This is a genomic window from Methylomonas sp. 2F7 (assembly GCF_057126975.1).
In genome coordinates this window covers 2,458,386-2,480,826 of sequence record NZ_CP195203.1, presented here as the reverse complement: position 1 = coordinate 2,480,826, position 22,441 = coordinate 2,458,386, and the positions used below count along the sequence as shown (strand labels likewise).

The 22,441-nt window shown below is 56.6% G+C and carries 12 protein-coding genes; 5 read left to right on the top strand and 7 right to left on the bottom strand.

What is annotated here, in order from left to right:
* Positions 1-44 precede the first annotated feature (44 nt).
* From uca to ACR64Q_RS11105, 3 genes are all read left to right on the top strand, one after another.
* The gene (gene uca, locus ACR64Q_RS11115) at positions 45-3,653 is read left to right on the top strand and encodes an urea carboxylase (RefSeq protein ID WP_313734740.1); all 3,609 of its coding nucleotides are present in this window, start codon (positions 45-47) and stop codon (positions 3,651-3,653) included.
* Positions 3,650-5,458: an allophanate hydrolase gene (atzF, locus tag ACR64Q_RS11110; RefSeq protein WP_313734738.1), complete on the top strand. Its 1,809-nt coding sequence runs from the start codon at positions 3,650-3,652 to the stop codon at positions 5,456-5,458. Before uca ends, atzF begins: the two co-directional genes overlap by 4 nt.
* 120 nt (positions 5,459-5,578) lie before the next feature.
* Positions 5,579-6,880 carry a porin gene (locus ACR64Q_RS11105; protein ID WP_026600914.1) on the top strand — a complete coding sequence of 434 codons (1,302 nt, stop codon included), beginning with the start codon at positions 5,579-5,581 and terminating at the stop codon, positions 6,878-6,880.
* 176 nt (positions 6,881-7,056) lie between these two features.
* Here ACR64Q_RS11105 and ACR64Q_RS11100 read toward each other — a convergent pair whose 3' ends face one another.
* The 7 genes from ACR64Q_RS11100 to ACR64Q_RS11070 all read right to left on the bottom strand — a co-directional run bounded on the left by ACR64Q_RS11100 (position 7,057) and on the right by ACR64Q_RS11070 (position 19,239).
* Entirely contained in the window at positions 7,057-7,767 is a 711-nt protein-coding gene (locus ACR64Q_RS11100) for a rhomboid family intramembrane serine protease (protein WP_026600913.1), read from the bottom strand.
* Complete coding sequence (locus ACR64Q_RS11095; RefSeq protein ID WP_026600912.1) at positions 7,764-8,171, bottom strand: hypothetical protein; 408 nt, start codon at positions 8,169-8,171, stop codon at positions 7,764-7,766. The genes ACR64Q_RS11100 and ACR64Q_RS11095 overlap by 4 nt, the downstream gene beginning before the upstream one ends.
* 315 nt (positions 8,172-8,486) lie before the next feature.
* The gene (locus ACR64Q_RS11090; RefSeq protein WP_313734734.1) at positions 8,487-9,968 is read right to left on the bottom strand and encodes an efflux transporter outer membrane subunit; all 1,482 of its coding nucleotides are present in this window, start codon (positions 9,966-9,968) and stop codon (positions 8,487-8,489) included.
* Between the two features lie 14 nt (positions 9,969-9,982).
* Entirely contained in the window at positions 9,983-13,108 is a 3,126-nt protein-coding gene (locus tag ACR64Q_RS11085; protein WP_313734732.1) for an efflux RND transporter permease subunit, read from the bottom strand.
* Positions 13,105-16,245: an MdtB/MuxB family multidrug efflux RND transporter permease subunit gene (locus tag ACR64Q_RS11080; RefSeq protein ID WP_313734731.1), complete on the bottom strand. Its 3,141-nt coding sequence runs from the start codon at positions 16,243-16,245 to the stop codon at positions 13,105-13,107. Before ACR64Q_RS11080 ends, ACR64Q_RS11085 begins: the two co-directional genes overlap by 4 nt.
* 3 nt (positions 16,246-16,248) lie before the next feature.
* Positions 16,249-17,517, bottom strand: a complete 1,269-nt coding sequence (locus tag ACR64Q_RS11075; RefSeq protein WP_313734730.1) for an MdtA/MuxA family multidrug efflux RND transporter periplasmic adaptor subunit — start codon at positions 17,515-17,517, stop codon at positions 16,249-16,251.
* Positions 17,518-17,766: 249 nt separating this feature from the next.
* Complete coding sequence (locus tag ACR64Q_RS11070) at positions 17,767-19,239, bottom strand: MBL fold metallo-hydrolase (protein ID WP_313734729.1); 1,473 nt, start codon at positions 19,237-19,239, stop codon at positions 17,767-17,769.
* 504 nt (positions 19,240-19,743) lie between these two features.
* Here ACR64Q_RS11070 and ACR64Q_RS11065 point away from each other — a divergent pair.
* Together ACR64Q_RS11065 and ACR64Q_RS11060 are read left to right on the top strand one after the other, a co-directional pair.
* A complete protein-coding gene (locus ACR64Q_RS11065; RefSeq protein ID WP_313734728.1) occupies positions 19,744-21,015 on the top strand; it encodes an OmpP1/FadL family transporter in 1,272 nt (423 codons plus the stop codon).
* A gap of 130 nt (positions 21,016-21,145) precedes the next feature.
* Positions 21,146-22,246 (top strand): pyridoxal phosphate-dependent aminotransferase, encoded by a 1,101-nt coding sequence (locus ACR64Q_RS11060; protein WP_313734726.1) that lies wholly within the window; start codon positions 21,146-21,148, stop codon positions 22,244-22,246.
* The last annotated feature ends 195 nt before the right edge of the window (positions 22,247-22,441 follow it).

The following is a 22,441-nucleotide window of genomic DNA, read 5'->3' as shown; positions in this document are numbered from 1 at the left end:
GGCGTTGGCAAAGCAAGGCGGGACGGCCCGCCAGAAGAGGATTCATGTTTAACAAGGTATTGATCGCCAATCGCGGCGAAATCGCCTGCCGCATCATTCGGACCTTAAAGCAATTGGGGGTCGCCAGCGTCGCGGTGTATTCCGAAGCCGACGCCCACGCCCGCCACGTGCAGGATGCCGACGAAGCGGTTTGCGTCGGCGGCGCGGCGGCGGCCGACAGCTATTTGCGCAGCGAGCGGATTTTGGCAGCGGCGAAGGCCACCGGCGCCCAGGCCATCCATCCCGGCTACGGCTTTCTGAGCGAAAATGCCGAATTTGCCGAACAATGCGCGGCGGCCGGTATCGTCTTTATCGGCCCGACCCCGGAGCAATTGCGGCGTTTCGGCTTGAAACATACTGCCCGCGAGATTGCCAAAACCTGCGGAGTACCGTTACTACCGGGCACAGGCTTGCTGGCGGATATCGCCCAGGCCTTGCAAGCGGCGGCCGACATCGGCTATCCGTTGATGCTGAAAAGCACTGCCGGCGGCGGCGGTATCGGCATGCGCTTGTGCCGCAACGATACCGAACTGAGCGAGGCGTTTGCCGTGGTGCAGCGCTTGAGCGCGGCCAATTTCAAGGACAGCGGCCTGTATCTGGAAAAATTCATCGAACGCGCCCGCCATATCGAGGTGCAGATATTCGGCGACGGCGCGGGCCGGGTGATCCATTTAGGCGAGCGCGATTGTTCGGTACAGCGCCGCAACCAGAAAGTGATCGAGGAAACCCCGGCGCCAGGCATCAGCGAGGCGACGCGCGCTGCGCTTTACAACCATGCCTTGGCACTGGGCGAGGCGGTGGCTTACCGTTCGGCCGGCACGGTCGAATTCGTCTACGACCAGGACAGCGGCGAGTTTTATTTTCTGGAGGTCAACACCCGGCTGCAAGTCGAACACGGTGTCACTGAACAAGTCACCGGCACCGATCTGGTCGAGTGGATGGTGCGGCTGGCGGCCGGCGATAGCGGGTTTCTGGATCGATACCGGCACGCGCCGCGGGGCTGGTCGATGCAGGTTCGGGTCTACGCCGAAGACCCGAACAAAAACTTCCAACCCTCGGCCGGCCTGTTGACCGATTGCCGGTTTCCGGCCGCAGTCAGGATCGACCATTGGCTGGAAAACGGCTTGGAAGTCACGCCGCATTACGATCCGTTGCTGGCCAAGGTCATCGTCCACGCCGCCGACCGCGAACAGGCGTTGGCGGAGATGCACGCCGCACTGGCCAACACCCGTTTGGCCGGTATAGAAACCAATCTGGCCTATTTACGGCAGATCGTCGCCGACGACGTGTTTCGCAGCCGCCGGCAGATCACCGCTTATCTAGCCGGACTGACTTATCGTCCGCGCACCTTGGATGTGCTGGAAGCCGGCACCCAAAGCATGATCCAGGACTATCCGGGCCGCCTGGGTTATTGGGACGTAGGCGTACCGCCGTCCGGGCCGATGGATATGCTGGCCTTTCGTTTAGGGAACCGGATTTTGGGCAACCCGGAACACGCGGCCGGTCTGGAAATGGCGATCAACGGTCCCTGCCTGCGCTTCAATTTCGCCACCCGCATCGTTTTGACCGGAGCGGCGATGCAAGCCGAGTTGAACGGCGAATCGGTGGCATTCTGGCAAGCCATTCAAGTGTCCGCCGGCGACGTATTGAAACTGGGTACTATTGCCGGCCAGGGTTGCCGAACTTATCTGGCGATCCAATGCGGCTTCGACGTGCCGGAATATCTGGGCAGCCGCGCCACGTTTACCTTGGGCCAGTTCGGCGGCCACGGCGGCCGGGTGCTGCGGGTCGGCGACGTGTTGCCGATTGCGGTGGAAATCGCCATGACCGAGGAAGTCGTGCCGAATTCGGCCGCGCTACCTGTCTACGCCGAGCATTGGCACATCGGTGTGCTTTACGGGCCGCACGGCGCGCCGGATTTTTTTACCGATGCGGACATCGCCGAATTCTTCGCGACCGATTGGGAAGTGCATTACAACTCCAACCGTACCGGCATTCGCCTGATCGGCCCGAAACCGCGTTGGGCGCGTAGCGACGGTGGCGAGGCCGGCCTGCACCCGTCCAACATCCACGACAACGCCTATGCGATAGGCGCCGTGGATTTTACCGGCGATATGCCGGTGATACTCGGTCCGGACGGTCCCAGTCTGGGCGGCTTTGTCTGTCCGGCTACGGTGGTCGCTGCGGAATTGTGGAAACTGGGCCAACTGAAGCCAGGTAATACCGTGCGCTTTATCCGCTTGAACCGCGAACAGGCTGCACATCTGGATGCCGAGGTCGAACGGGTCATAGCCAATCCTGCCGATGCGGCTTTGCCCGAATTGCCAGCGGAAACGGATGCCCAGGAAAGCTGTATCGTCACCGCAACGCCGGCCAGAGAAGATCAGGTAGCCGTCACCTACCGCCAGGCCGGCGACCGCAACCTACTGGTCGAATACGGGCCATTGATTTTGGACCTGAATCTGCGCTTTCGGGTGCACGCCTTGATGACTTGCCTGCAACAGCGCGGCATTCCCGGCATTGTTGACCTGACGCCGGGCATACGTTCCTTGCAAGTGCATTATGATCGAAGCTTGGAGCTGGACGAACTGATGCGGATTCTGGCGCAGGCCGAAGCCGAATTGCCCGGCATCGAAGACATGGAAGTGCCGACCCGCATCGTCCATCTGCCGCTGTCCTGGGACGACCCGTCCACCCAATTGGCCATCGAAAAATACATGCAGTCGGTGCGCAAGGATGCGCCGTGGTGTCCGAGCAATATCGAATTCATCCGCCGCATCAACGGCCTGGACAGCATCGAACAGGTCAAGGAGATCCTGTTCAACGCCAGTTATCTGGTGATGGGCTTGGGCGACGTCTATCTCGGCGCACCGGTGGCAACCCCGATCGATCCGCGCCACCGACTGGTGACGACCAAATACAACCCGGCTCGAACCTGGACCCCGGAGAATGCAGTCGGCATCGGCGGCGCTTACCTGTGCGTCTACGGCATGGAAGGCCCGGGCGGCTATCAGTTCGTCGGCCGCACCGTGCCGATGTGGAATCGCTACCGGCAAACCGCCGATTTTCGCGACGGCAAGCCTTGGCTGCTGCGCTTTTTCGACCAAATTCGGTTTTATCCGGTATCCGCCGAGGAATTGCTGCGTTACCGACAAGATGTGCTCAGCGGCAAGCTCAAGCTGGATATTCGCGAGGAAACCTTCAGCCTGCGCCAATACAACGACTTTCTGCGCGAACACGCCGACGAGATTGCCGAATGCAAAAGCCGCCAACAAGCGGCCTTCGACGCAGAACGCGAACGCTGGGAGCAAGCCGGCCAGGTTTATGCCGACGACCAGACCGTCGCGGCGGCGGCCATCGATACCGAATTAGACTTGCCGCCCGGCGCCCGGGCCGTGGCCAGCCATATCGCCGGCAATGTCTGGCAGGTATTGGTTCAGGCCGGCGATAGCGTCAGGAAAGGCGACGCCTTGGTGGTGGTCGAATCGATGAAAATGGAGTTTCCGGTGCCGGCGCCGGAAGACGGCACGGTCTGGAAAGTATTTTGCAACGAAGGCGCCCAGATCAGCGCCGGCCAAGATTTGCTGGTGCTGCAGGCCGGGGAGGACGCATGACGGCTTGGACCGAATTGCCCGAGGTACTGAGCATCGCTAGCCTCAGCCAAGCTTACCGGGATGGAGAATTGACGCCGGCGTCGTTGGTGGACATGCTCTGGCAACGCCTGGAATCCGCGCCGGCGCGCGGCGTCTGGATCAGCCGTTTATCGCTGCCGCAGATGCGGGCTTATGCTGCGGCGTTGGCGGACAAATCGCCGGACGACTTGCCCTTGTACGGCATTCCGTTTGCGATCAAGGACAACATCGATCTGGCCAGTCTACCCACTACCGCAGGCTGTCCGGCTTACGCCTACCAGCCGCAGCAATCGGCTTTTGTGGTGCGGCAATTGATCGCCGCCGGGGCGATTCCGGTCGGCAAGACCAATCTGGACCAGTTCGCGACCGGTTTGGTCGGAACCCGCTCGCCGTATGGTGTGTGCCAAAACAGTTTCGATTCGGCTTACATCGCCGGCGGTTCCAGCTCGGGTTCGGCGGTCGCGGTAGCGACGGGGTTGGCCAGCTTTGCACTGGGCACCGACACCGCCGGTTCCGGCCGGGTACCGGCGGCGTTCAATAATCTGGTCGGCGTCAAGCCGACGCGGGGCTTGTTAAGCACTTCCGGCGTGGTGCCGGCTTGCCGCAGCCTGGATTGCGTATCGATCTTCACGTTGACGGCCGCCGACGCGGAACGGGTAATACGGGTCGCCAACGTTTACGACGATGCGGATGCTTACAACCGTCCCGACCAACCCTTGCCTGTGCCGCCAGGCTTCGCCGGCTGCTTCCGTTTCGGTGTACCTAAGCCGGAGCAACTGCAATTTTTCGGCGATGCTGCCGCCAGCGAATTATTCGCCGAGGCGGTTGCGGAACTAGTCCGGCAAGGCGGCAGCGCCGTCGAAGTGGACATCCAGCCCTTGCTGGACGCCGCCAGCCTGCTTTACGCCGGGCCTTGGCTGGCCGAGCGCTATTTGGTTGCCGGCGAGCTGTTGCAAAACTCCCCGGAAGCGCTATTCCCGGTTACCCGCGCCATTTTGGCCAACGGCGCGGACTTGTCGGCGGCCGATGCCTGGCAAGCATTTTACCGGTTGCAGGAATTGAAGGTGCGAAGCGATGCGATCTGGCGGCAAATTGATGTACTGGTCACGCCGACCACCGGCACCATCTACCGGATCGCGGCAGTCGAAGACAATCCGCTCGAATTGAACAGTCGATTAGGTTATTACACCAATTTCATGAACCTGCTCGACCTAAGCGCCATTGCGCTGCCGGCTGGTTTTCGCGCCAATGGCCTGCCGTTCGGCATCACCTTGTGCGCGCCGGCCTTTGCCGACCGGGCCTTGCTGGCTTTGGCGAAACGGCGCGAGCAATTGGCGCCGCATGCGCTGGGCGTCTCCGCAACCTTAAGCTCCGAATTACCCGACGCGAGCACTGAAGACACCTTCGGCTTCATCCGGGTCGCGGTGTGCGGCGCGCATCTGTCCGGCCTGCCGCTAAACCATCTTTTGACCGGCCGCGGCGGCGTCTTACTGCAACGCACGCACACCGCCTCGACCTACCGGCTATATGCGTTGCCGGACGGCAAGCGGCCCGGTATGGTCCGCGCCGAACCCGGCGCGGCAATTGCCGTCGAGGTCTGGGCCTTACCGGTCAGCCGTTACGGCGAATTCGTCGCCGAAATACCGCCGCCGTTGGGTATAGGCAGCGTGCAATTGCAGGACGGCACTAGCGTGCAGGGCTTCGTCTGCGAAACGGCCGCCGTGGGTGAGGCACTGGACATTACCGATTACGGCGGCTGGCGCGCCTATCTTGCCCGTCCCGACTAAACGGCTGCCGGCCGCGATCTGACTTTCCGCAACCTTAGCTATTTAAGCCGGATTTTCCGGCTGGCGGGCGCGCTTGCGTCCGAAAAACTTCGACGATTCATTTTTCGACAGGAGAACACCATGCCACACTCATCTTTACGAATCCGCGAATGGCTGTACGCCGCACCGTTATTGTTGGCGATGTCGCCATTGCCGGCCGAGGAACGCGCCGGTTTGTTAAATGGCTTATCCATGATCAACGATTTGCCCTGGATGAAAGCAGCCGGCTTGCGCGTCCATAGTTGGGCCGATGCCGGTATTGTTTACAACGCCAACGACCCCGGCGACGGTTACAACGGCACCGTGGTGTTTGCCGACCGGGCCAACGAATTCAATTTGCACCAGTTCGGCGGCGAATTGATCCGCGACGTCGATACCGGCGGCGACCATTGGGACGTCGGCGGCAAACTGACGCTGATGTACGGCAGCGACGCCCGTTTTAATACTATCAATCCCTACGGCGGCGGCCATTGGGATAACCGATTAATTGGTTCCGACGAGCGCTTTTACAAACTGGCGATCCCAAATGCCTATTTGGATATTTTTACGCCGATAGGCAAGGGCCTGACCACGCGTATTGGCCGGTTTTATACGATCATGGGTTACGAGACCGGCTTGTCGCCGGACAATTTTTTCTACACTCACCCCTATACCTTCCAGTACGGCGAGCCGTTTACCCATTTCGGCATGACCACGACTTATCCGGTCCATAAAAATCTCAGCGTGACACTGGGCGCGGTGACCGGTGGCCACACCAAACTAAACGGTGTACTGGACGGCAACGGCGCCTGGGACGGTTTCGACAAAAACATGGAAAACTGGAATTTTCTGGGCGGCGCAACCTGGACCAGCGACGATGCAGCAACCTCGTTTACCGCGACGCTGATTACCGGCGACGTCAACAGCAACAACAATCTACGCGAATTTCAGCGCCAGACCGGCATCAACAAGCGCGATAACCGCACCTTTTACAGTCTGGTATTCCAGCATAACTTTGCCGAACGCTGGCATTACGTGTTGCAGCACGACCACGGTATCGAACAACAACACCCGCTGAACAACTTCGCCGACGCCGAATGGTACGGCATCCATTCCCAATTGAAATACGACCTGTCGGATACGGTGGGCGTGGGCCTGCGCGGCGAATGGTTTAGGGATGACGACGGCGTCCGGGTGGGCCAAATGTGCCCGAGTTGTGCGGTACTGGCGACTGGGCCTGCCAATTACTATGCGGCGACAGTCGGCCTAAACTGGAAACCGGCGAAATGGTTGATGTTTAGACCTGAAGCCCGCTACGACTGGTCGCAAGGCGTCGATGCTTACGACGAACGCAATAAGGACAGCCAATTTATCTTTGGTGCCGATGTGGTTGTTACCTTTTAGGGGCTGTTGCCGTTTTTCAATCAACAGCTAATCAAATCATGCCGCGACGGTTGTTTACGGACGAATACCGGAATAAATTCAAAGCCATCCTGTTATTAACCCGGCCCTTAAATACCGTTCGCCCTGGGCTTAGGCGAGCTCAGTCCGAACGGAATGCCCGAGATAAATAGGGCCGGTCAATAGTTTGGCAAAGGCTTGTCGGCCGTTTTTCTAGGTCTAAAACGGCAGTAAACGATAGCCCCCAGCGCACCCAGGGCATGACCGTAATGATCGATTTTAAATTGCAGTTGACCGTTTGCTTTATATTCCATGCTGTTTCCGAAGGACAAAACCACCAAAAACACGCCACAGATAAGTACCGCATACAGCCACTCTTTGATGCTCAGACCCTCCTGGTCGGTGAAGTAAGCGGCAGCTAAACCGAATACGCCGCCGGAAATACCGCAGATCGCAATAGGCTCGGCATAGAACAGGATTGAGGGGATAGAGGACAAGCCGGCTACCAGCAACACCATTAAAAATCGGCCCGAGCCGACTTGCCGTTCGTACGCCGCAGCGATGCCCAGGCCGGCTACATTGGTCAGCACATGCGGAAAGTTAATGTGGATAAATAAATGCGTGATGGCTTGCAGCGGCCATAAAATCGCCGCTGCCGAAATATTGTTCAATGCAAATAAACGATAAAGCCGCTGATCGATCTCATTAAAGCCAAAGTCGCTGGTAACTAGAAAAATACTAAAAAGCAACAAACCGGAAAACAACGCCGCTTTAATTTGCTTAAAGTTTTCCAAGAAAGTCAGCGGGGCGTCTTTCAGGCTGCTCGGCGATGGTCTGTAAAACAGCAGCAGCGCGGTATAGGCTGCCGTCACAATAAAAAACAAGATCATTTAACGACGGCAATGTGTTGTTGAATATGTTTTTGCGTGGCTTCGTCAAGCTTGGCTACTTTTTCCACGCCTTTTAGCTGCGCTTTAATGTAGATATTTCGGCCGTTATTAAATGTAAATTTCATCGGCCTTTGCAGCATGCCCTTGCCGATTTTCACGGTGGCAATTTCATTGAAGGCAAAAAAGTCGTCGCTTGCAAATTTCCCCAATAAGTTTAAACGGTGAAAATGGATGCCTTTTTGAGTAACGGCAATGAAATATTGCTTCATGCTCAATACAGCCAGAGGGCCGATGATAAAAAACAACCAAAGTTTGAAAGGTTGCTGGGCGATGAAAAATCCGACTAGAGAATCTCCCGGCATTAAATTTTTCAGAATATGTGCCTTCGCCGCTTCTTTGTTCATTAAGATTCCTTATGGTCAATTATTTAATAGTGGCGTGAATTCAACTGATGCCCGCCTTGGCCGGTTGTTGAAAGCTTAACGGCTAAACCGAACTGCCGATAAATGTAGACCAACCACGAAGGGTGTCAACGGATGGGGGTGTTTGGATTAAGGTGGTGCGGGGGGATAAGCAGGTTTTTATCCCCCTTTAGAATTAACTTCTTGAGTCGGCAGGCAGAGATTTACCAAGCAAAACAGCCTTTGTAGGTTTACCCCGCCATTGTTGCAACTGCAAGTAGTGTGCAATGGTGGTCTTGCGTCTGATCTTCCCTGCGATTATTCCACCAGCGGCAAAATCAAATAATCCGTCCATTTTCGGTCGCCGTCGGCTTCGTCTTCGGTGGGCACCAGGGTTTCGTTCCAGCCGCCACCGAGAGCTTTTACCAGCATCACAGAAGCCGACAAACGTTGCCCCAACAATTGCGTAGCAGTTTGTTGATTGGCTAGAGCGGCGGTTTGTGCAGTCATCACGTTTATATAACTCACGGTACCAGCCTGGTACTGGTTATTGGTTAGCGCCAAGGCCTGTTTGGCCGCCGCCACGGCTTTGTCCTGCACCTGAGTTTCTTCCTCCAGTATCCGCAATGCGGCCAGGTTGTCTTCCACTTCCTGAAAGCCGGTAAGTACCGTTTGTCGATATCCGGCGACAGTAGCGTCGTAGGCGTCTATCGCCTGTTTATACTGGGCATTTTTGGCCCCGCCATCGAACAAGGTCAACGCCAGTCCGGCCGGCCCCAAGGACCAATAACGCCGTGCCATCGTAAACAAGGTGTCGGCGGTCGGCGACTGAAAACCGTTGGTCGAGGCCAGATTCAGCGTCGGAAAATAAGCGGCTTTGGCGACGCCGATCTGCGCATTCGCAGCGGCAATTTTGCGTTCGGCGGCGGCGATGTCCGGGCGGCGCTCCAGCAGTTCAGACGGTAGGCTGACCGGAATGCCCGGCGGCTGTGCGTCCAGAGGCGCGGGTGCCAACGCCAGTTCCGCCGGCGATTTGCCTATCAGTACCGCGATGGCATGTTCTAGCTTGGCACGCTGCACGCCCAGATCGATAGATTGGGCACGCACGGTTTCCAATTGAGTTTCCGCTTGCACCACATCGGCTTTGGCCACCACACCGACCGCATAGCGGTTTTTGGTAATCTCCAGGGTTTTCGCAAACGCCGTCACCGTTTCGTCTAAAAAGGCTTTCTGGGCGTCCAGGGTTTTCATTTGAAAGTAACTGTCCGCCAACGCCGATTGGCTGGACAGAATCAAGGCATGCAAGGTCGCGGCGCTGGCCTGCGCATTGCTGGTATTGGCTTCCACTTGGCGGCGTACGCTGCCCCATAAATCCGGCTCCCAGGCCACGCCGACCGCCTGAGCGAACAGGTTGCGCACCCCGCCCACCGCGACATTCTGGCCGGTGGCAGCGCGGAAGCGGTTGAAGGTGCCGGTCAGCGTCGCCACCGGGAGTAAGGACGATTGCACAGACTGCACTAGATGCTGGGCTTGCCGGTATTGGGCTTCGGCCTGGATGATGGACTGGTTGGCGGCGGCGACCTGTTCTTCCAGTTCGTTCAGTTTGGGGTCGTTAAAAATCTCCCACCATTTGCCGGGCAAGCCGGTATCGCGCGGCTGTGCCTGTTTCCAGCCTTTCACTTCCTTAAATTCCTCGGATATATTGGCTTGCGGGCGCACATAATCCGGGCCTACCGTACAGGCAGCCAACGGCAAGGTCAGTAAGGAAGCAAGCAACGGTGGGTTTATTCGTAAACGCATGACAATCGGTTTAGTTAGATGGAATGTGGCGCTGGGCTGGCGGCGCGGTTGGAAAAGCGGCCGTGCATCCACAGCCGGAACCGGTCGAGATACAAATAAACGACCGGCGTCGTGTACAAAGTTAACAGCTGGCTGAAAATCAGGCCGCCCACGATGGAAATCCCCAAAGGCTGGCGCAATTCGGCGCCGTAACCGCTACCTAAGGCCAGCGGTAATGCGCCGAACAGAGCGGCCAGCGTGGTCATCAGTATGGGTCTGAAGCGCAGCATGCAGGCTTGAAAGATCGCTTCCCGCGAATCCAAACCGCGCTCGCGCTCAGCCAGCAGTGCAAAGTCTATCATCATGATCGCATTTTTCTTGACGATGCCGATCAGCAAAATCACCCCGATCAGCGCAATGATGCTGAACTCCTTTTCGCAAGCCATCAAGGCCAGCAAGGCGCCGACGCCGGCCGAGGGCAGGGTGGACAGAATCGTCAATGGATGTATCAAGCTTTCGTAAAGTACGCCCAGCACGATGTAAATACTGATCAGCGCGGCCAAGACCAGCCAGGGTTGACTGCGCAAGGCTTCCTGAAACGCCTTACCCGAACCTTGAAAGCTGCCGGTGATGGCGGCCGGCAAGCCTATGTCGCGTAAGGCCTGGTTGATAGCGGCATCGGCAGTGGACATCGATATGCCGGGCTTTAAATTAAACGATAATTCGGTCACCGCAAACTGGCCTTGGTGATGAACCGACAACGGTGCGTTGCTGGGTGCAAAGCCGGCCAGCGCCGACAGAGGTACTTGCTTGGGCTGTGCCGGCGTGCCGTCGGAGCCGGCCCTGCCCGGTGCGCTGATATAGAGTTGTTTCAGGCTATCCGGTGATTGCCAGTATTGCGGCGCCAGTTCCATCACCACCCGGTATTGGTTCAACGGATTGTAAATCACCGACACCTGACGCTGCCCGAAGGCGCTGTTCAGGCTGTTGTCGATCAAGGCCTGACTGACGCCGTAACGCGCGGCCAGATCGCGGTTGACGGTCAGGCCGATTTGTTCGCCCTTGTCCTGTTGACTGGTGCTGACGTCGCTCAATTCCGGCAACCGAGCCAGCGCGGCTTGTACCTTGGGTGTCCACGCTCGCAATAAATCAAGGTCGTCGGCCTGCAGGGTGTAATCCAGCATGCCGAACGACATGCGTCCGCCTATGCGCAGTTCCTGGGCCGGAAACATATGCAAACTGGCGCCGGGAACCCGGCCTGCGGCCTTGCGCAAGCGCTCCATTACCACCTCGACGCCGTCGCGTTGTTCGTGCGGAATTAAAGTAATGAAAATCCGCGCGCTGTTACTGCTTTGCGAACTGCCGGCAAAGCCGGCGACATTGGCGACCGCTGGGTCTTTTTGCAAAATCTCGGAGATTTGCGCGAACTGTTTTTGCAGGGTTTGGAACGAGGTGTTTTGATCGGTTTGAATCTCGCCCAGTAAACGGCCGCCGTCTTGGGTTGGGAAGAAGCCCTTATCAATAGCGCCGTATAAGTAAATGTTTAAAGCAATGGTCGCCAGCAACAAGCTCAGCATGATGCGGCCATGGCGCAAGGCCCAGCCCAGGCTGATCCGGTAGATGTTTTGTATCCAATCGAAAGCTGCGCCTATGCCGTGATAGACGGCGCCGTGTTCCTTGGCTTCCTTACCCAGCCAGCGGGCGCACAGCATCGGGGTGGTGGTCAACGAGATCACCAGTGAGACCAGTACCGCCGCCGACAAGGTTACAGCGAATTCCCGAAATAGACGGCCCGGCACGCCGCCCATTAACAAAATCGGCAGGAACACCGCTACCAGCGACACGCTCATTGCCAGTACGGTAAATCCCACTTCCTTGGCAGCCAATAGCGCGGCGCGAAACGGTGCCACGCCCTCTTCGATGTGCCGGTTAGTGTTTTCCACCACCACAATCGCGTCGTCCACCACAAAGCCGGTGGAGATGGTCAAGGCCATCAACGTCAGGTTGTTGATACTAAATCCGCAGAAGTACATCACCGCACATGAACCCAGCAGGGAGGCCGGCACCGCGACGATGGGTACCGCCGCCGAGCGCGGGTTACGCAGGAACACCAGCACCACCAGAATCACCAACACCACCGCGACGAACAGGCCATGTTCGACTTCTGTAATCGAGGCACGGATGGATAAGGATCTGTCCACGACTACCGAAAGTTCGATATTGCTGGGCAAGGCCGCCCGCAACTGTGGCAGCACGGCCAATACCTGATCGACGGTCTGAATGACGTTGGCCAACGGTTGCTTGCGGATGATCAACAGCACCGAAGGTTTGCCGTTCTTTGAGCCGGTATTGCGCAAATCCTCCACCGAATCGATCGCTTCGCCCAAGTCGGCAATCGTCACCGGCGCGCCGTTGCGATACGCGACGATCAGCGGCAAATATTCCTCGGCCTTGCGGGCCTGGTCGTTCGCTTGAATCTGCCAGCGGGTGTTGGCGCTTTCCAATACGCCTTTGGGCCGGGTGACATTGGTTTGGGCGATGGTGTTGCGCACATCTTCCAAGCCAATGCCGTATTTGCTCAGGGCGTTGGGGTTCAGTTCCACGCGCACCGCGGGCAATGCCGCGCCGCCGATCTGCACTTGACCTATACCGGGGATTTGCGAAATTTTTTGTAGCAAAATCGTCGAGGCGGAGTCGTACATCTGGCCACGCGTGAAACTGTCCGAGGTCAGTGCCAGAATAAGTATTGGAGAATCCGACGGATTGTCGCGCCGATAACTGGGCCGGTTGGGCATAGTGCTGGGCAGCATACTGGCGGCGGCGTTGATTGCGGCCTGCACGTCGCGGCAGGCGCCGTCGATGTCGCGGTTTAAATCAAATTGCAATGTAATCTGCGTAGAGCCTTGGGAACTGCTGGAGGTCATTTCCGTAACCCCGGCGATTCGGCCTAGCGCACGTTCCAGCGGCGTGGCGACCGTCGCGGCCATCGTCTCGGCGCTGGCACCGGGTATCTGCGCCTGCACCGATACGGTTGGAAAGTCCACTTGCGGCAGCGAGGAGATAGGCAGATTCAAAAACGCCAGCACGCCGCATAAGGCAATGGCTATGGTCAATAAGGTAGTGGCGACCGGGCGGCGGATGAATAATTCGGACAGGTTCATGGTTGGCTTGGGTCCTTTGCCGCTTGTTCCACTTGATTCAGCCCCAGACCGGCGTTAACCCGCCGCGCCAACCTGTCCATGGTCAGATAAATCACCGGCGTGGTGTACAGCGTCAACAATTGGCTAAGCAGTAAGCCGCCGACCATCGTGATACCCAGCGGATGGCGCAACTCGGAGCCGACGCCGCTACCCAACATCAACGGCAAGGCACCCAATAGCGCGGCCAAGGTGGTCATCAAAATCGGCCGAAAGCGTAACAAGCAAGCCTGAAAAATGGCCTGCTCGGGCGGCAGATGTTGCTTGCGTTCCGCTTCCAGCGCAAAGTCTATCATCATGATCGCGTTCTTTTTGACGATGCCGATCAACAAAATAATGCCGATGATGCCGATGATGCCCAGGTCGCCGCCGGAGACTTGCAAAGCCAATAACGCGCCGACACCGGCCGAGGGCAGAGTGGACAGGATCGTGATCGGGTGGATATAGCTTTCATAGAGCACGCCCAGCACGATATACACGGTAACAATCGCCGCCAGGATCAGCCACAGCGTGTTGCCCAGCGAGGCCTTGAAGGCTTGCGCGGCGCCCTGGTATTCGCTGCGGATGGCTAACGGCAATTCGATCTCGTTTTTGGCGGCATCGACAGCTGCGACCGCATCGCCCAGCGCATAGCCGGGAGCCAGATTGAACGAGACGGTCGTCACCGGGAATTGATCCAGATGGCTGATCGCCAGCGTGGTCGGCCGTTCCGAGAGTTCGGCGATGGCCGACAACGGCACTTGCGTGCCGTTGGTGGAAGGTATGTGCAATTCGTTCAAGGCTTGCGGGCCGGTCTGCTCGGCCGGATCGACTTCCAATACCACCCTGTACTGATTGGCCTGCGTGAAGATGGTTGATACCAGACGTTGGCCGTAAGCGCTGTATAAGGCGTTATCGATTGCCGCCGTGCTGACGCCCAGGCGGCTGGCGGTGGCGCGGTCGATCTTCACAAACACCTGGCGGCCCTGGTCTTGCACGTCGCTGACTACATCGGCGAATTCCGGCCGACCTTCCAAGGCGTTTACCAGCTTGCCGGTCCAGCGGTTCAAATCGTCGATGTCGGCGCCTTCCAGGGTAAATTGGTATTGGGTGCGGCTGACCCGGTTTTCCATCGTTAAATCCTGCACCGGTTGCAGGTATAACACGGTGCCGGGCGATTCCGCCAAACGGGTTTTCAAGCGGGCGATAATCTCGTTAGCCGGCGGTCGCTGGTCGTGCGGTTTTAAATTGATCAAAAACCGGCCGCTATTGGGCGTGGCGTTGACGCCATCGACGCCGATGAATGAGGACAGGCTGTCCACGGCTGGATCTTCCAATATCAGCTTGGCCAGTTTTTGCTGTTGCTCGGCCATCGCCGGAAACGACACAGTTTGCGGCGCTTCGGAAAAGCCCTGAATGATGCCGGTGTCCTGGCTGGGGAAAAAGCCTTTCGGTATCCAGACGTACATCGCCGCGGTTAATGCCACGGTGACGAAAAACACCAGCAAGGTCGCCGCTTGCCGTTGCATTACCCAACTTAGGCTGCGGCCGTAGGTCTTGATCAACCGGCCGAACCAGTCGTCGCCGATTTCGTCTTCGCTATGGTTGCCGGTGCCGGGGCGCAGCAGTTTGGCGCACATCATCGGCGTCAGGGTCAACGACACCACCGCTGAAATCAAGATCGCTACCGCCAGCGTAATCGCAAATTCCCTAAACAGCCGGCCTACAACATCGGACATGAACAGCAGCGGAATCAATACCGCCACCAGCGAAAAAGTCAGCGAGATAATGGTAAAGCCGATCTGCGCCGAACCTTTCAATGCTGCTTGCAAGGGTGTTTCGCCGCGCTCGATATAGCGGGAGATGTTTTCGATGACGACGATGGCATCGTCCACCACGAAGCCGGTGGCGATGGTCAACGCCATCAGGGTTAAATTGTTGATGCTGAAATCGGCCAGATACATCGCCGCAAAGGTGCCCACTAAAGACAGCGGCACCGCAACCCCGGGGATGATGGTGGCTGGGATATTGCGCAGAAACAGGAAGATCACCATCACTACCAGCGCCACGGCCAGCAATAGCTCGAATTGCACATCGTGCACCGAGGCGCGAATGGTTACGGTACGGTCGGTTAAGGGCGTGACTTCTATGCCGGGCGGCAGCGAGGCTTGCAGTTTGGGCAGCAATTCCTGAATCCTATCCACCACCTCGATCACATTGGCGCCGGGTTGGCGCTGGATGTTGATGATGACGGCTGCATTGTCGTTGGCCCAGGCGGCTAGGCGCACGTTCTCGGCGCTGTCCACAACTTCGGCGACGTCCGCCAGTTTGACCGGCGCGGCGTTTTTGTAAGCCACCACCAGCTCGCGGTATTCGGCTGGCGAACGCAATTGATCGTTGCTGTCTATCGTCGCGGCGCGAGTTGGGCCGTTGATTGAGCCTTTGGGTTGATTGACGTTGGCGGCGGCAATCGCGCTGCGCACGTCTTCCAGGCTGATGCCGTATGCGGCCAGCGCTTTGTGATTTGCCTGAATCCGTACCGCTGGGCGCTGACCGCCGCTGATGCTGACCATGCCGACGCCGGGTAATTGGGCGATTTTTTGCGCCAGACGGGTATCGACCAGATCCTCTACCTTAAATAAGGGCAGCGATTTGGCGCTGACCGCCAGCGTCATGATCGGTGTGTCGGCCGGATTGACCTTGCTGTAAAGCGGCGCTTGCGGCAAATCGTCGGGTAGGAAGTTGGCGGCGGCGTTGATCGCGGCCTGCACGGTTTGCTCGGCAACGTCCAGATCCAAGTGCAAGTTAAACTGCAAGGTGATCACCGACGCGCCACCGGAACTGGTGGATCTCATTTGAGTCAAGCCCGGCATTTGTCCGAACTGCCGTTCCAGCGGCGCGGTGACGATGGAGGTCATCACTTCCGGGCTGGCGCCGGGATACAGGGTGGTGACCTGGATGGTTGGATAATCGACCTGCGGCAGCGCCGAGACCGGTAACAGCCGATAGGCCAGTATGCCGACCAACAACAAAGCCACCATCAACAGGGAGGTGGCTACGGGCCGTAGGATGAATAGGCGCGAAGGATTGAAGCCGGCCTTGCCCGGATCGCTAAGACTCATGACTTATCCGCGCCGCCTACGTTTGCCGGGTTCGTCTTCCGGCTTGGGATGCAATTCCGGTTTGGCGGCGACCGCTTGTCCGTCTTTCTCGGCCACATCCACCACGCCGCCGTCCTTGACCCGGTCTATGCCGGTGAGGATGAGTTGTTCGCCGGGGGCCAGGTTGTTTTGGATAGCCACCTTTTCGCCTTCGCTGGGGCCGGGTTCGACGCGGCGCAAATGGGCAATATTTTCGGCATCGACCACGTACACAAACGCGCCCTGGGTATCGTGTTGCAAGGCGCTGCTGGGTATCTGCGTGACGCCGTGCAAGGTATCCAGATGCATGCGCACGTTAACAAATTGATTAGCAAACAGGGTTTGCTCCTGATTGTCGAATTGCGCCTTTAGTTTGATGGTGCCGGTGGTCGGGTCGATCTGATTGTCCAGCGCGGTAAGCTTGCCTTCCGCCAGCTTCAGCTTGCCGCCTCGGTCGTAGGCCTCTATTTTAATAGCCTGACCGTCGCGATAGCGCTTTACTACCTCCGGCAATTTATCTTCCGGCAAGGTGAACACCACGCTGATCGGCTGTAATTGGGTGATTACCACCAAACCGTTGGCGTCGTTGGCGCGAACGATATTGCCTTGGTCGATCTGCCTTAGACCGGCGCGACCCGAGATCGGCGCGGTCAGCTTGGCGTAACCGATTTGCAACTTGGCGCTATCGACCAAGGCCTGATCCATTTCCACGTTGCCTTGATATTGCTTGACCTGCGACGCCTGGGTGACGGTTTGCTGGGCGGCGATGGAATCTTGAGCCAGCAAGGTTTCATAACGGGCATGATCCAGTTCGGCGTTTTTTAACAGTGCCTGGTCGCGCAGCAACTGGCCTTGGGCTTGTTGTAACTGCACCTGAAACGGCCGCGGGTCGATTTCTGCCAGCAGATCGCCAGCCTTGACCATTTGCCCTTCGCTGAACGCCACTTTCACCAGTTCGCCGTCCACTCGCGGCTTGACGGTCACGGTACGTAGTGCGGTGACGGTGCCCAGTGCATTCAGATAGACCGGAAAATCCCCGCTGCTAGCGGATTGGATGGCGACGACGGCCGGCGAGTCTTGCTGCTCGAAAAAGCGCCGGCCCTTGCCGCCGCGCTCCGCTTTAGCGTCCGGGGCGGCTTCTCTGTGATGAAAATAAACGCCGGTCCCGGCCAGGCTCACGGCTAATATCGCGCCGGTCCACAGCCAGGGCCGGCGCTTGCTCGACGACGGTATGTCGGAAATTTGTTGGTTCATACTTGGATGCGTTTAGGTAAGGTTTGCGAACGGATGGTATGGATGCCGGCCAGCGTAAGTCCTGGGCCTGTTCGGGGACTCACTCGGCCTGTGAGTTAAGGTGTCGACAAGCAATAACACCCGTGGCTTTAAATTCATCTCTGCCGGGAATAAGCGAATTTCCGACGCTGTTTCAGCGATTCAGCGTCGGAGAATTGCGAGCGGTCAGTCATTAGCCGCCGGAATGCAAGATACCTGGAATGGCTGGATTTATTTTGCCACTCTAGTTAGGCCAACCGCCGCTCGTAAATCCGCAAGGGTTACCACGCGCGGGCCATGCAATGCAGCTATTTGGCCAACATCCAATTTAAGCTTTTGAATGGTTTCATACAGGTTTAGTGAATAAGGATTCACCGAGGTGGGCGCTGGGGCGTTGGTGGCTTGCGGAGTATAAGCATCCGCTTCTATCAATATCTTTTCTTTGGGCAAATACACCGCGACAAAGGCGTCGTTATGGCTGTTGCCAGTCAAGGAATGAATCTCGATGTTACGTTTGCCATCAGAAATTACTTGCTTACCGGCAAAGTTAATGAAGCTTGGGGATTTTTTGGACTTCTCCAGATTATCTGGGCGAATGCTGTGGGGAGCAGACCAAATTTTTTCGTAATAGGCTTGATTGGGCTCATGGGTGACGATCGTGGCCCCTGTATCGACAAAGGTGCGCAACCCGCCGCTGTGATCAAAATGTGCATGGGTGTTAATCACATACTTGATCGGCTTATTGGGGATGGTTTCCTTCAGTTTTTCGATCAGAGCAAGTGAGCGCTCTTCGTTCTGCGGCGCCTCTACCAAGACAATATGGTTAACTTGTTCGATGGCCACGCTATGGTGCGTACCACCAGTCAAATAATAAACGCCATCGGCCATTTTATTGGCCGCAACGATGATGTTTGGTTTCTTGGCGGCCTCTGCGGGTACCGCGATGTCTACTGTCGGGTTGGCGTTTACCGTTGTGACGTTCAAATCCAATACCGGATAGCCGCCTTGCAGACGCACGATATGGCTGGGAAATACGCCACCGTCAAATACCTTGTAGTCGCTGTATTGAGTTTCTACCAAGGTATCGCCCAATACCGGGTTGTCAATCCAGGTTTTAACATTGGTCAATTGATGGTTGGCGTTCAGAGTGCCCTGGTAGCGATATTTGCCGTCCAAGGTAAAGGACACTTCGGTGTCGTTGCCTTTTTCTTCGATTGTGGCCTGATGGGTCTGCGCAGCTCTTAAAAATCCTTGTGGCGTGGCCCATATTTCCGCGGCGCGCTCTTCTGTTGTTGTCGGTTGCGAGGTGATGGTGGGAGTTGCGCTGCTGGCGCCTGCGGCAGGCGGGGCAACATTCCAGGCATACGGACCGCTGACGTACTGATCAGACTTCTGCTCGGTTGGTTGTGGCCGATTGCGTCCCGGCTCTATCTCTTGCAAGCGACTAATTTGCACGCGGGCGCTGGCGGTTTCGTAATTGATGTCGGCCGTGTAGTTTTTCAGCGCAAAGGGCGGCCAGGGTAAATCGGGACTCGGCGCTTGTCCGAACTGATACCAGCGGCCTGTTCCGCTAAATTGAATGCTTTTGACCTGGGTGGCACCGGTGGCGTCGCTGGCTAAATTGAGGCTATTTTGATGTAGCGAACTGCAACCGGCGATGATAAACGCTGTTAAACCAGCCGTTCGGTATAGCAATTTGTGCATGTTAACTCCTGTCGATTTGAAATAGATTCTGCCAAAGTGGGATTCGGTGTCGGTCAAGCTATGATTTATTTGATCAACACACGTTTTGCCCAAAGATTCTTGATCCATGCCGTTTTTCGATCAGTAGGCTCATAAGCAAGTAAATGACGATCATCGATGAGCTACTTGATCGTGGTTATTGGTCAATTGAGCAAATGTCGTGCCGCTTATTTTCAATCCTTAAAATTCATAAGGATCTGCTTGTGGGGGGGGCTGGAATCGACGGGCGATTGCTGCTGAGCTAGCAATGTTTGTTGTTCAGATGTTTGTGTAGAGGCAGGCCAAGACCTAAGTATTTGCGATGTGGGGTGTTAGCTAAACATGCGAAATTACGGGCTCGGCGGTTTGGGTGGGGCTTGTCGTCGTTATGCTAATTTCTGAAATACACATCGAAATATATCGTTTTTAAAGAGAGTCTAGCGCTGTATAGAATTTTCCTAAGCTTTTCACTGAGGGAAACCTTGTATGCCGTTCTCAAAAATTTCACTAGCTTTGTTGGGTTCCGTTACCGCGTTGGCGGCATACGCGCCTGCCGCGAATGCCACCAACGGCTATTTTGCGCACAGCTACGGCGCCAGGAGCAAAGCCTTGGCGGGGGCGAGTACAGCTTTTGCGCAGGATGCGATTGTTTCAGCGATCAATCCAGCCGGTCTGGCGTATGTCGGCGATCGTCTGGATTTGGAGCTTGAATTATTCAGTCCGCATCGCGAGTATCGCGTTAATGGCGGCGGCATGTTAGCGACCGGGTCGGTCGAAAGCGACAGCGAGTATTTCCCGGTGCCGACCTTGGGTTGGAGTTACAAATTAGACGCTGAGCAAACCCTCGGTTTGGCCATGTACGGCAATGGCGGCATGAACACCGATTACAAGCCACTGGTCAACGGCAATGGCTTGTTTACCGGCGCTAACGGTACCTTCGGCGCAGGCCGCACCGGTATCGATATGGCCCAGGCCTTTATCGTAGGCACCTACGCGCATTCGTTTGCCAAAGGCCGATATGCGTTGGGAATTTCGCCGATATTCGCGGCGCAGACTTTCAAGGCAAGAGGTTTGAGTACATTCGGTCAGTTCGGTTTTTCCAGTGAACCGGATCATTTATCGGATCAGGGGCGCGATTATTCTTTCGGCGCCGGTTTTCGGATAGGCGGTTTGGCTGAGTTGCTGCCAGGGCTGCGGCTGGGTGCGTCTTACAAAAGCCGCATCTACATGTCCAAGTTTGAACGCTATTCGGGCTTATTTGCCCAGGGCGGTGGTTTCGATATTCCGGACAGCTTTAATGTCGGTTTGTCCTGGGACGTTACCAAGGCGCTGACCACCAACTTTGATGTCGAGCATATCCGCTACAGCGAGATTAAATCGGTCGGCAATACCTTCCAGGGCAATTTGCTGGGGCACGCCGATGGCCGAGGTTTTGGCTGGAACGACATGACGATTTATAAAGCCGGGGTGCAATGGCAGCAAAGCCAGGATTGGATTTGGCGCGGCGGCCTAAGTTACGGGCAGCAACCCATAGAAGGCTCCGAGGTGCTGTTCAATATTCTGGCGCCTGGGGTGCAGGAATGGCACTTGACCGGCGGCTTAAGTCACGCGCTTAGCAAACAAGACGAACTCAGTTTTGCTTTCATGTATTCGCCGCAGAAAACCATCACCGGCCCCAATCCATTGAGTCCGGGACAATCAATCGATTTGTCGATGAGCCAGTTCTCCTTGCAATTCGGCTGGTCGCGGCGCTTTTAACTTATTCAGGGCGCTCCTCCCTTCAAGCGCCGATAAGGCGCTTCTTTTTTACTGACTTTTACAAAATTTGCCGATGACTTTTCCCGCTGCTAAACGAATCGCCAACTTATAGCCATCCGATATCCGTTTAATGACCCGCGAATGCGAACGCGTTGGCGGAATTAACCTGGGGCAGGGGCTGGGCGATTTGCCGGCTCCGGCGCTGGTACGCGACGGTGCTATCAAGGCTATTCAAGACGGCCTAAATACCTATACGCCTTCCGAAGGCGTGCCGCCATTACGGCAGGCGATTGCCGCCAAACTGAAGCGAGACAATGGTCTGGAAGTCGATGCGGATAGCCAGATTGTGATTAGCGGAGGTACGACGGGTGCATTCGCAGCCACCTTAACGGCGCTATTGAATCCGGGCGATGGCATTTTGCTGATGGAGCCTTACTACGGCTACCATCTGAATACGATTTTGCTCAACGGCCTGGAACCGCAATTTTTAACCTTGACGCCACCAACTTTCGCCCTCGACGAAGCAGAGTTGCGTGCCGCCTTAAAACCCAACACCCGGGCAATCGTGGTCTGCACGCCCAGCAATCCCAGCGGGAAGCTATTCAGTGCCGCCGAGTTGGCAATCATCGAGCGAGTGGCTGAACAGCATAATCTGTTGGTGATTTCCGATGAAATATACGAATACATCACCTATGACGGCGTGCCGCATATTTCCCCGGCCAGCGTCGGCAATCTGGCCAAGCGTACCGTCAGTATCATGGGCTTTTCCAAAACATTTAGTATTACCGGTTGGCGCCTGGGCTATGCGGTCGCCGAACCGGGATTGGCGCAGGCTATTAATCTGGTTAACGACCTGCTCTACGTGTGCGCGCCGTCGCCTTTGCAATATGGCGCAGCGGCGGGCTTGCAGGCGCCGCCGGACTATTTCCAGCAGTTGCGAGCACAGTATCAACGCAAGCGCGACATAATTTGCGCTGGCCTGCAGGATGCAGGGTTGACGCCGCTGGTGCCGCAAGGTGCTTACTACGTATTAGCCGACATCGCCCATTTAGGTTGTCCCACAGCCAAGGCCGCAGCATTAGCTATTTTGGAACAGACCGGTGTAGCCAGCATTCCGGGCAGTTCGTTTTATCAAAGCGCCGCCGGCGAGGGGTTGATTCGGTTTTGCTTCGCTAAGGATGACGCTACCTTGCATGAAGCGGTTAAGCGCTTGAGTAACTTCCACCCTTGATTAACTTGCTAAAGGCTTTCAACCAAAATATTGCCTGGCTTTTGCTTACTGTAAGTTGTTTAAACAACAGGCAGTCAACAATTGCTGCGCGTGAGGCAGCAGTAGGTCTTCGGCAAAAAATCTAAATACTTGGCTAAACAAAGGCTTGAGAGCTGGCACATAAATTGAGTTACGAAAGGAATTAAGCATTCATAA

Coding starts and splice junctions, on each gene's coding strand:
- uca (WP_313734740.1), top strand. CDS start 45: ATGTTTAACAAGGTATTGATCGCCAATCGCGGCGAAATCGCCTGCCGC.
- atzF (WP_313734738.1), top strand. CDS start 3,650: ATGACGGCTTGGACCGAATTGCCCGAGGTACTGAGCATCGCTAGCCTC.
- ACR64Q_RS11105 (WP_026600914.1), top strand. CDS start 5,579: ATGCCACACTCATCTTTACGAATCCGCGAATGGCTGTACGCCGCACCG.
- ACR64Q_RS11100 (WP_026600913.1), bottom strand. CDS start 7,767: ATGATCTTGTTTTTTATTGTGACGGCAGCCTATACCGCGCTGCTGCTG.
- ACR64Q_RS11095 (WP_026600912.1), bottom strand. CDS start 8,171: ATGAACAAAGAAGCGGCGAAGGCACATATTCTGAAAAATTTAATGCCG.
- ACR64Q_RS11090 (WP_313734734.1), bottom strand. CDS start 9,968: ATGCGTTTACGAATAAACCCACCGTTGCTTGCTTCCTTACTGACCTTG.
- ACR64Q_RS11085 (WP_313734732.1), bottom strand. CDS start 13,108: ATGAACCTGTCCGAATTATTCATCCGCCGCCCGGTCGCCACTACCTTA.
- ACR64Q_RS11080 (WP_313734731.1), bottom strand. CDS start 16,245: ATGAGTCTTAGCGATCCGGGCAAGGCCGGCTTCAATCCTTCGCGCCTA.
- ACR64Q_RS11075 (WP_313734730.1), bottom strand. CDS start 17,517: ATGAACCAACAAATTTCCGACATACCGTCGTCGAGCAAGCGCCGGCCC.
- ACR64Q_RS11070 (WP_313734729.1), bottom strand. CDS start 19,239: ATGCACAAATTGCTATACCGAACGGCTGGTTTAACAGCGTTTATCATC.
- ACR64Q_RS11065 (WP_313734728.1), top strand. CDS start 19,744: ATGCCGTTCTCAAAAATTTCACTAGCTTTGTTGGGTTCCGTTACCGCG.
- ACR64Q_RS11060 (WP_313734726.1), top strand. CDS start 21,146: ATGACCCGCGAATGCGAACGCGTTGGCGGAATTAACCTGGGGCAGGGG.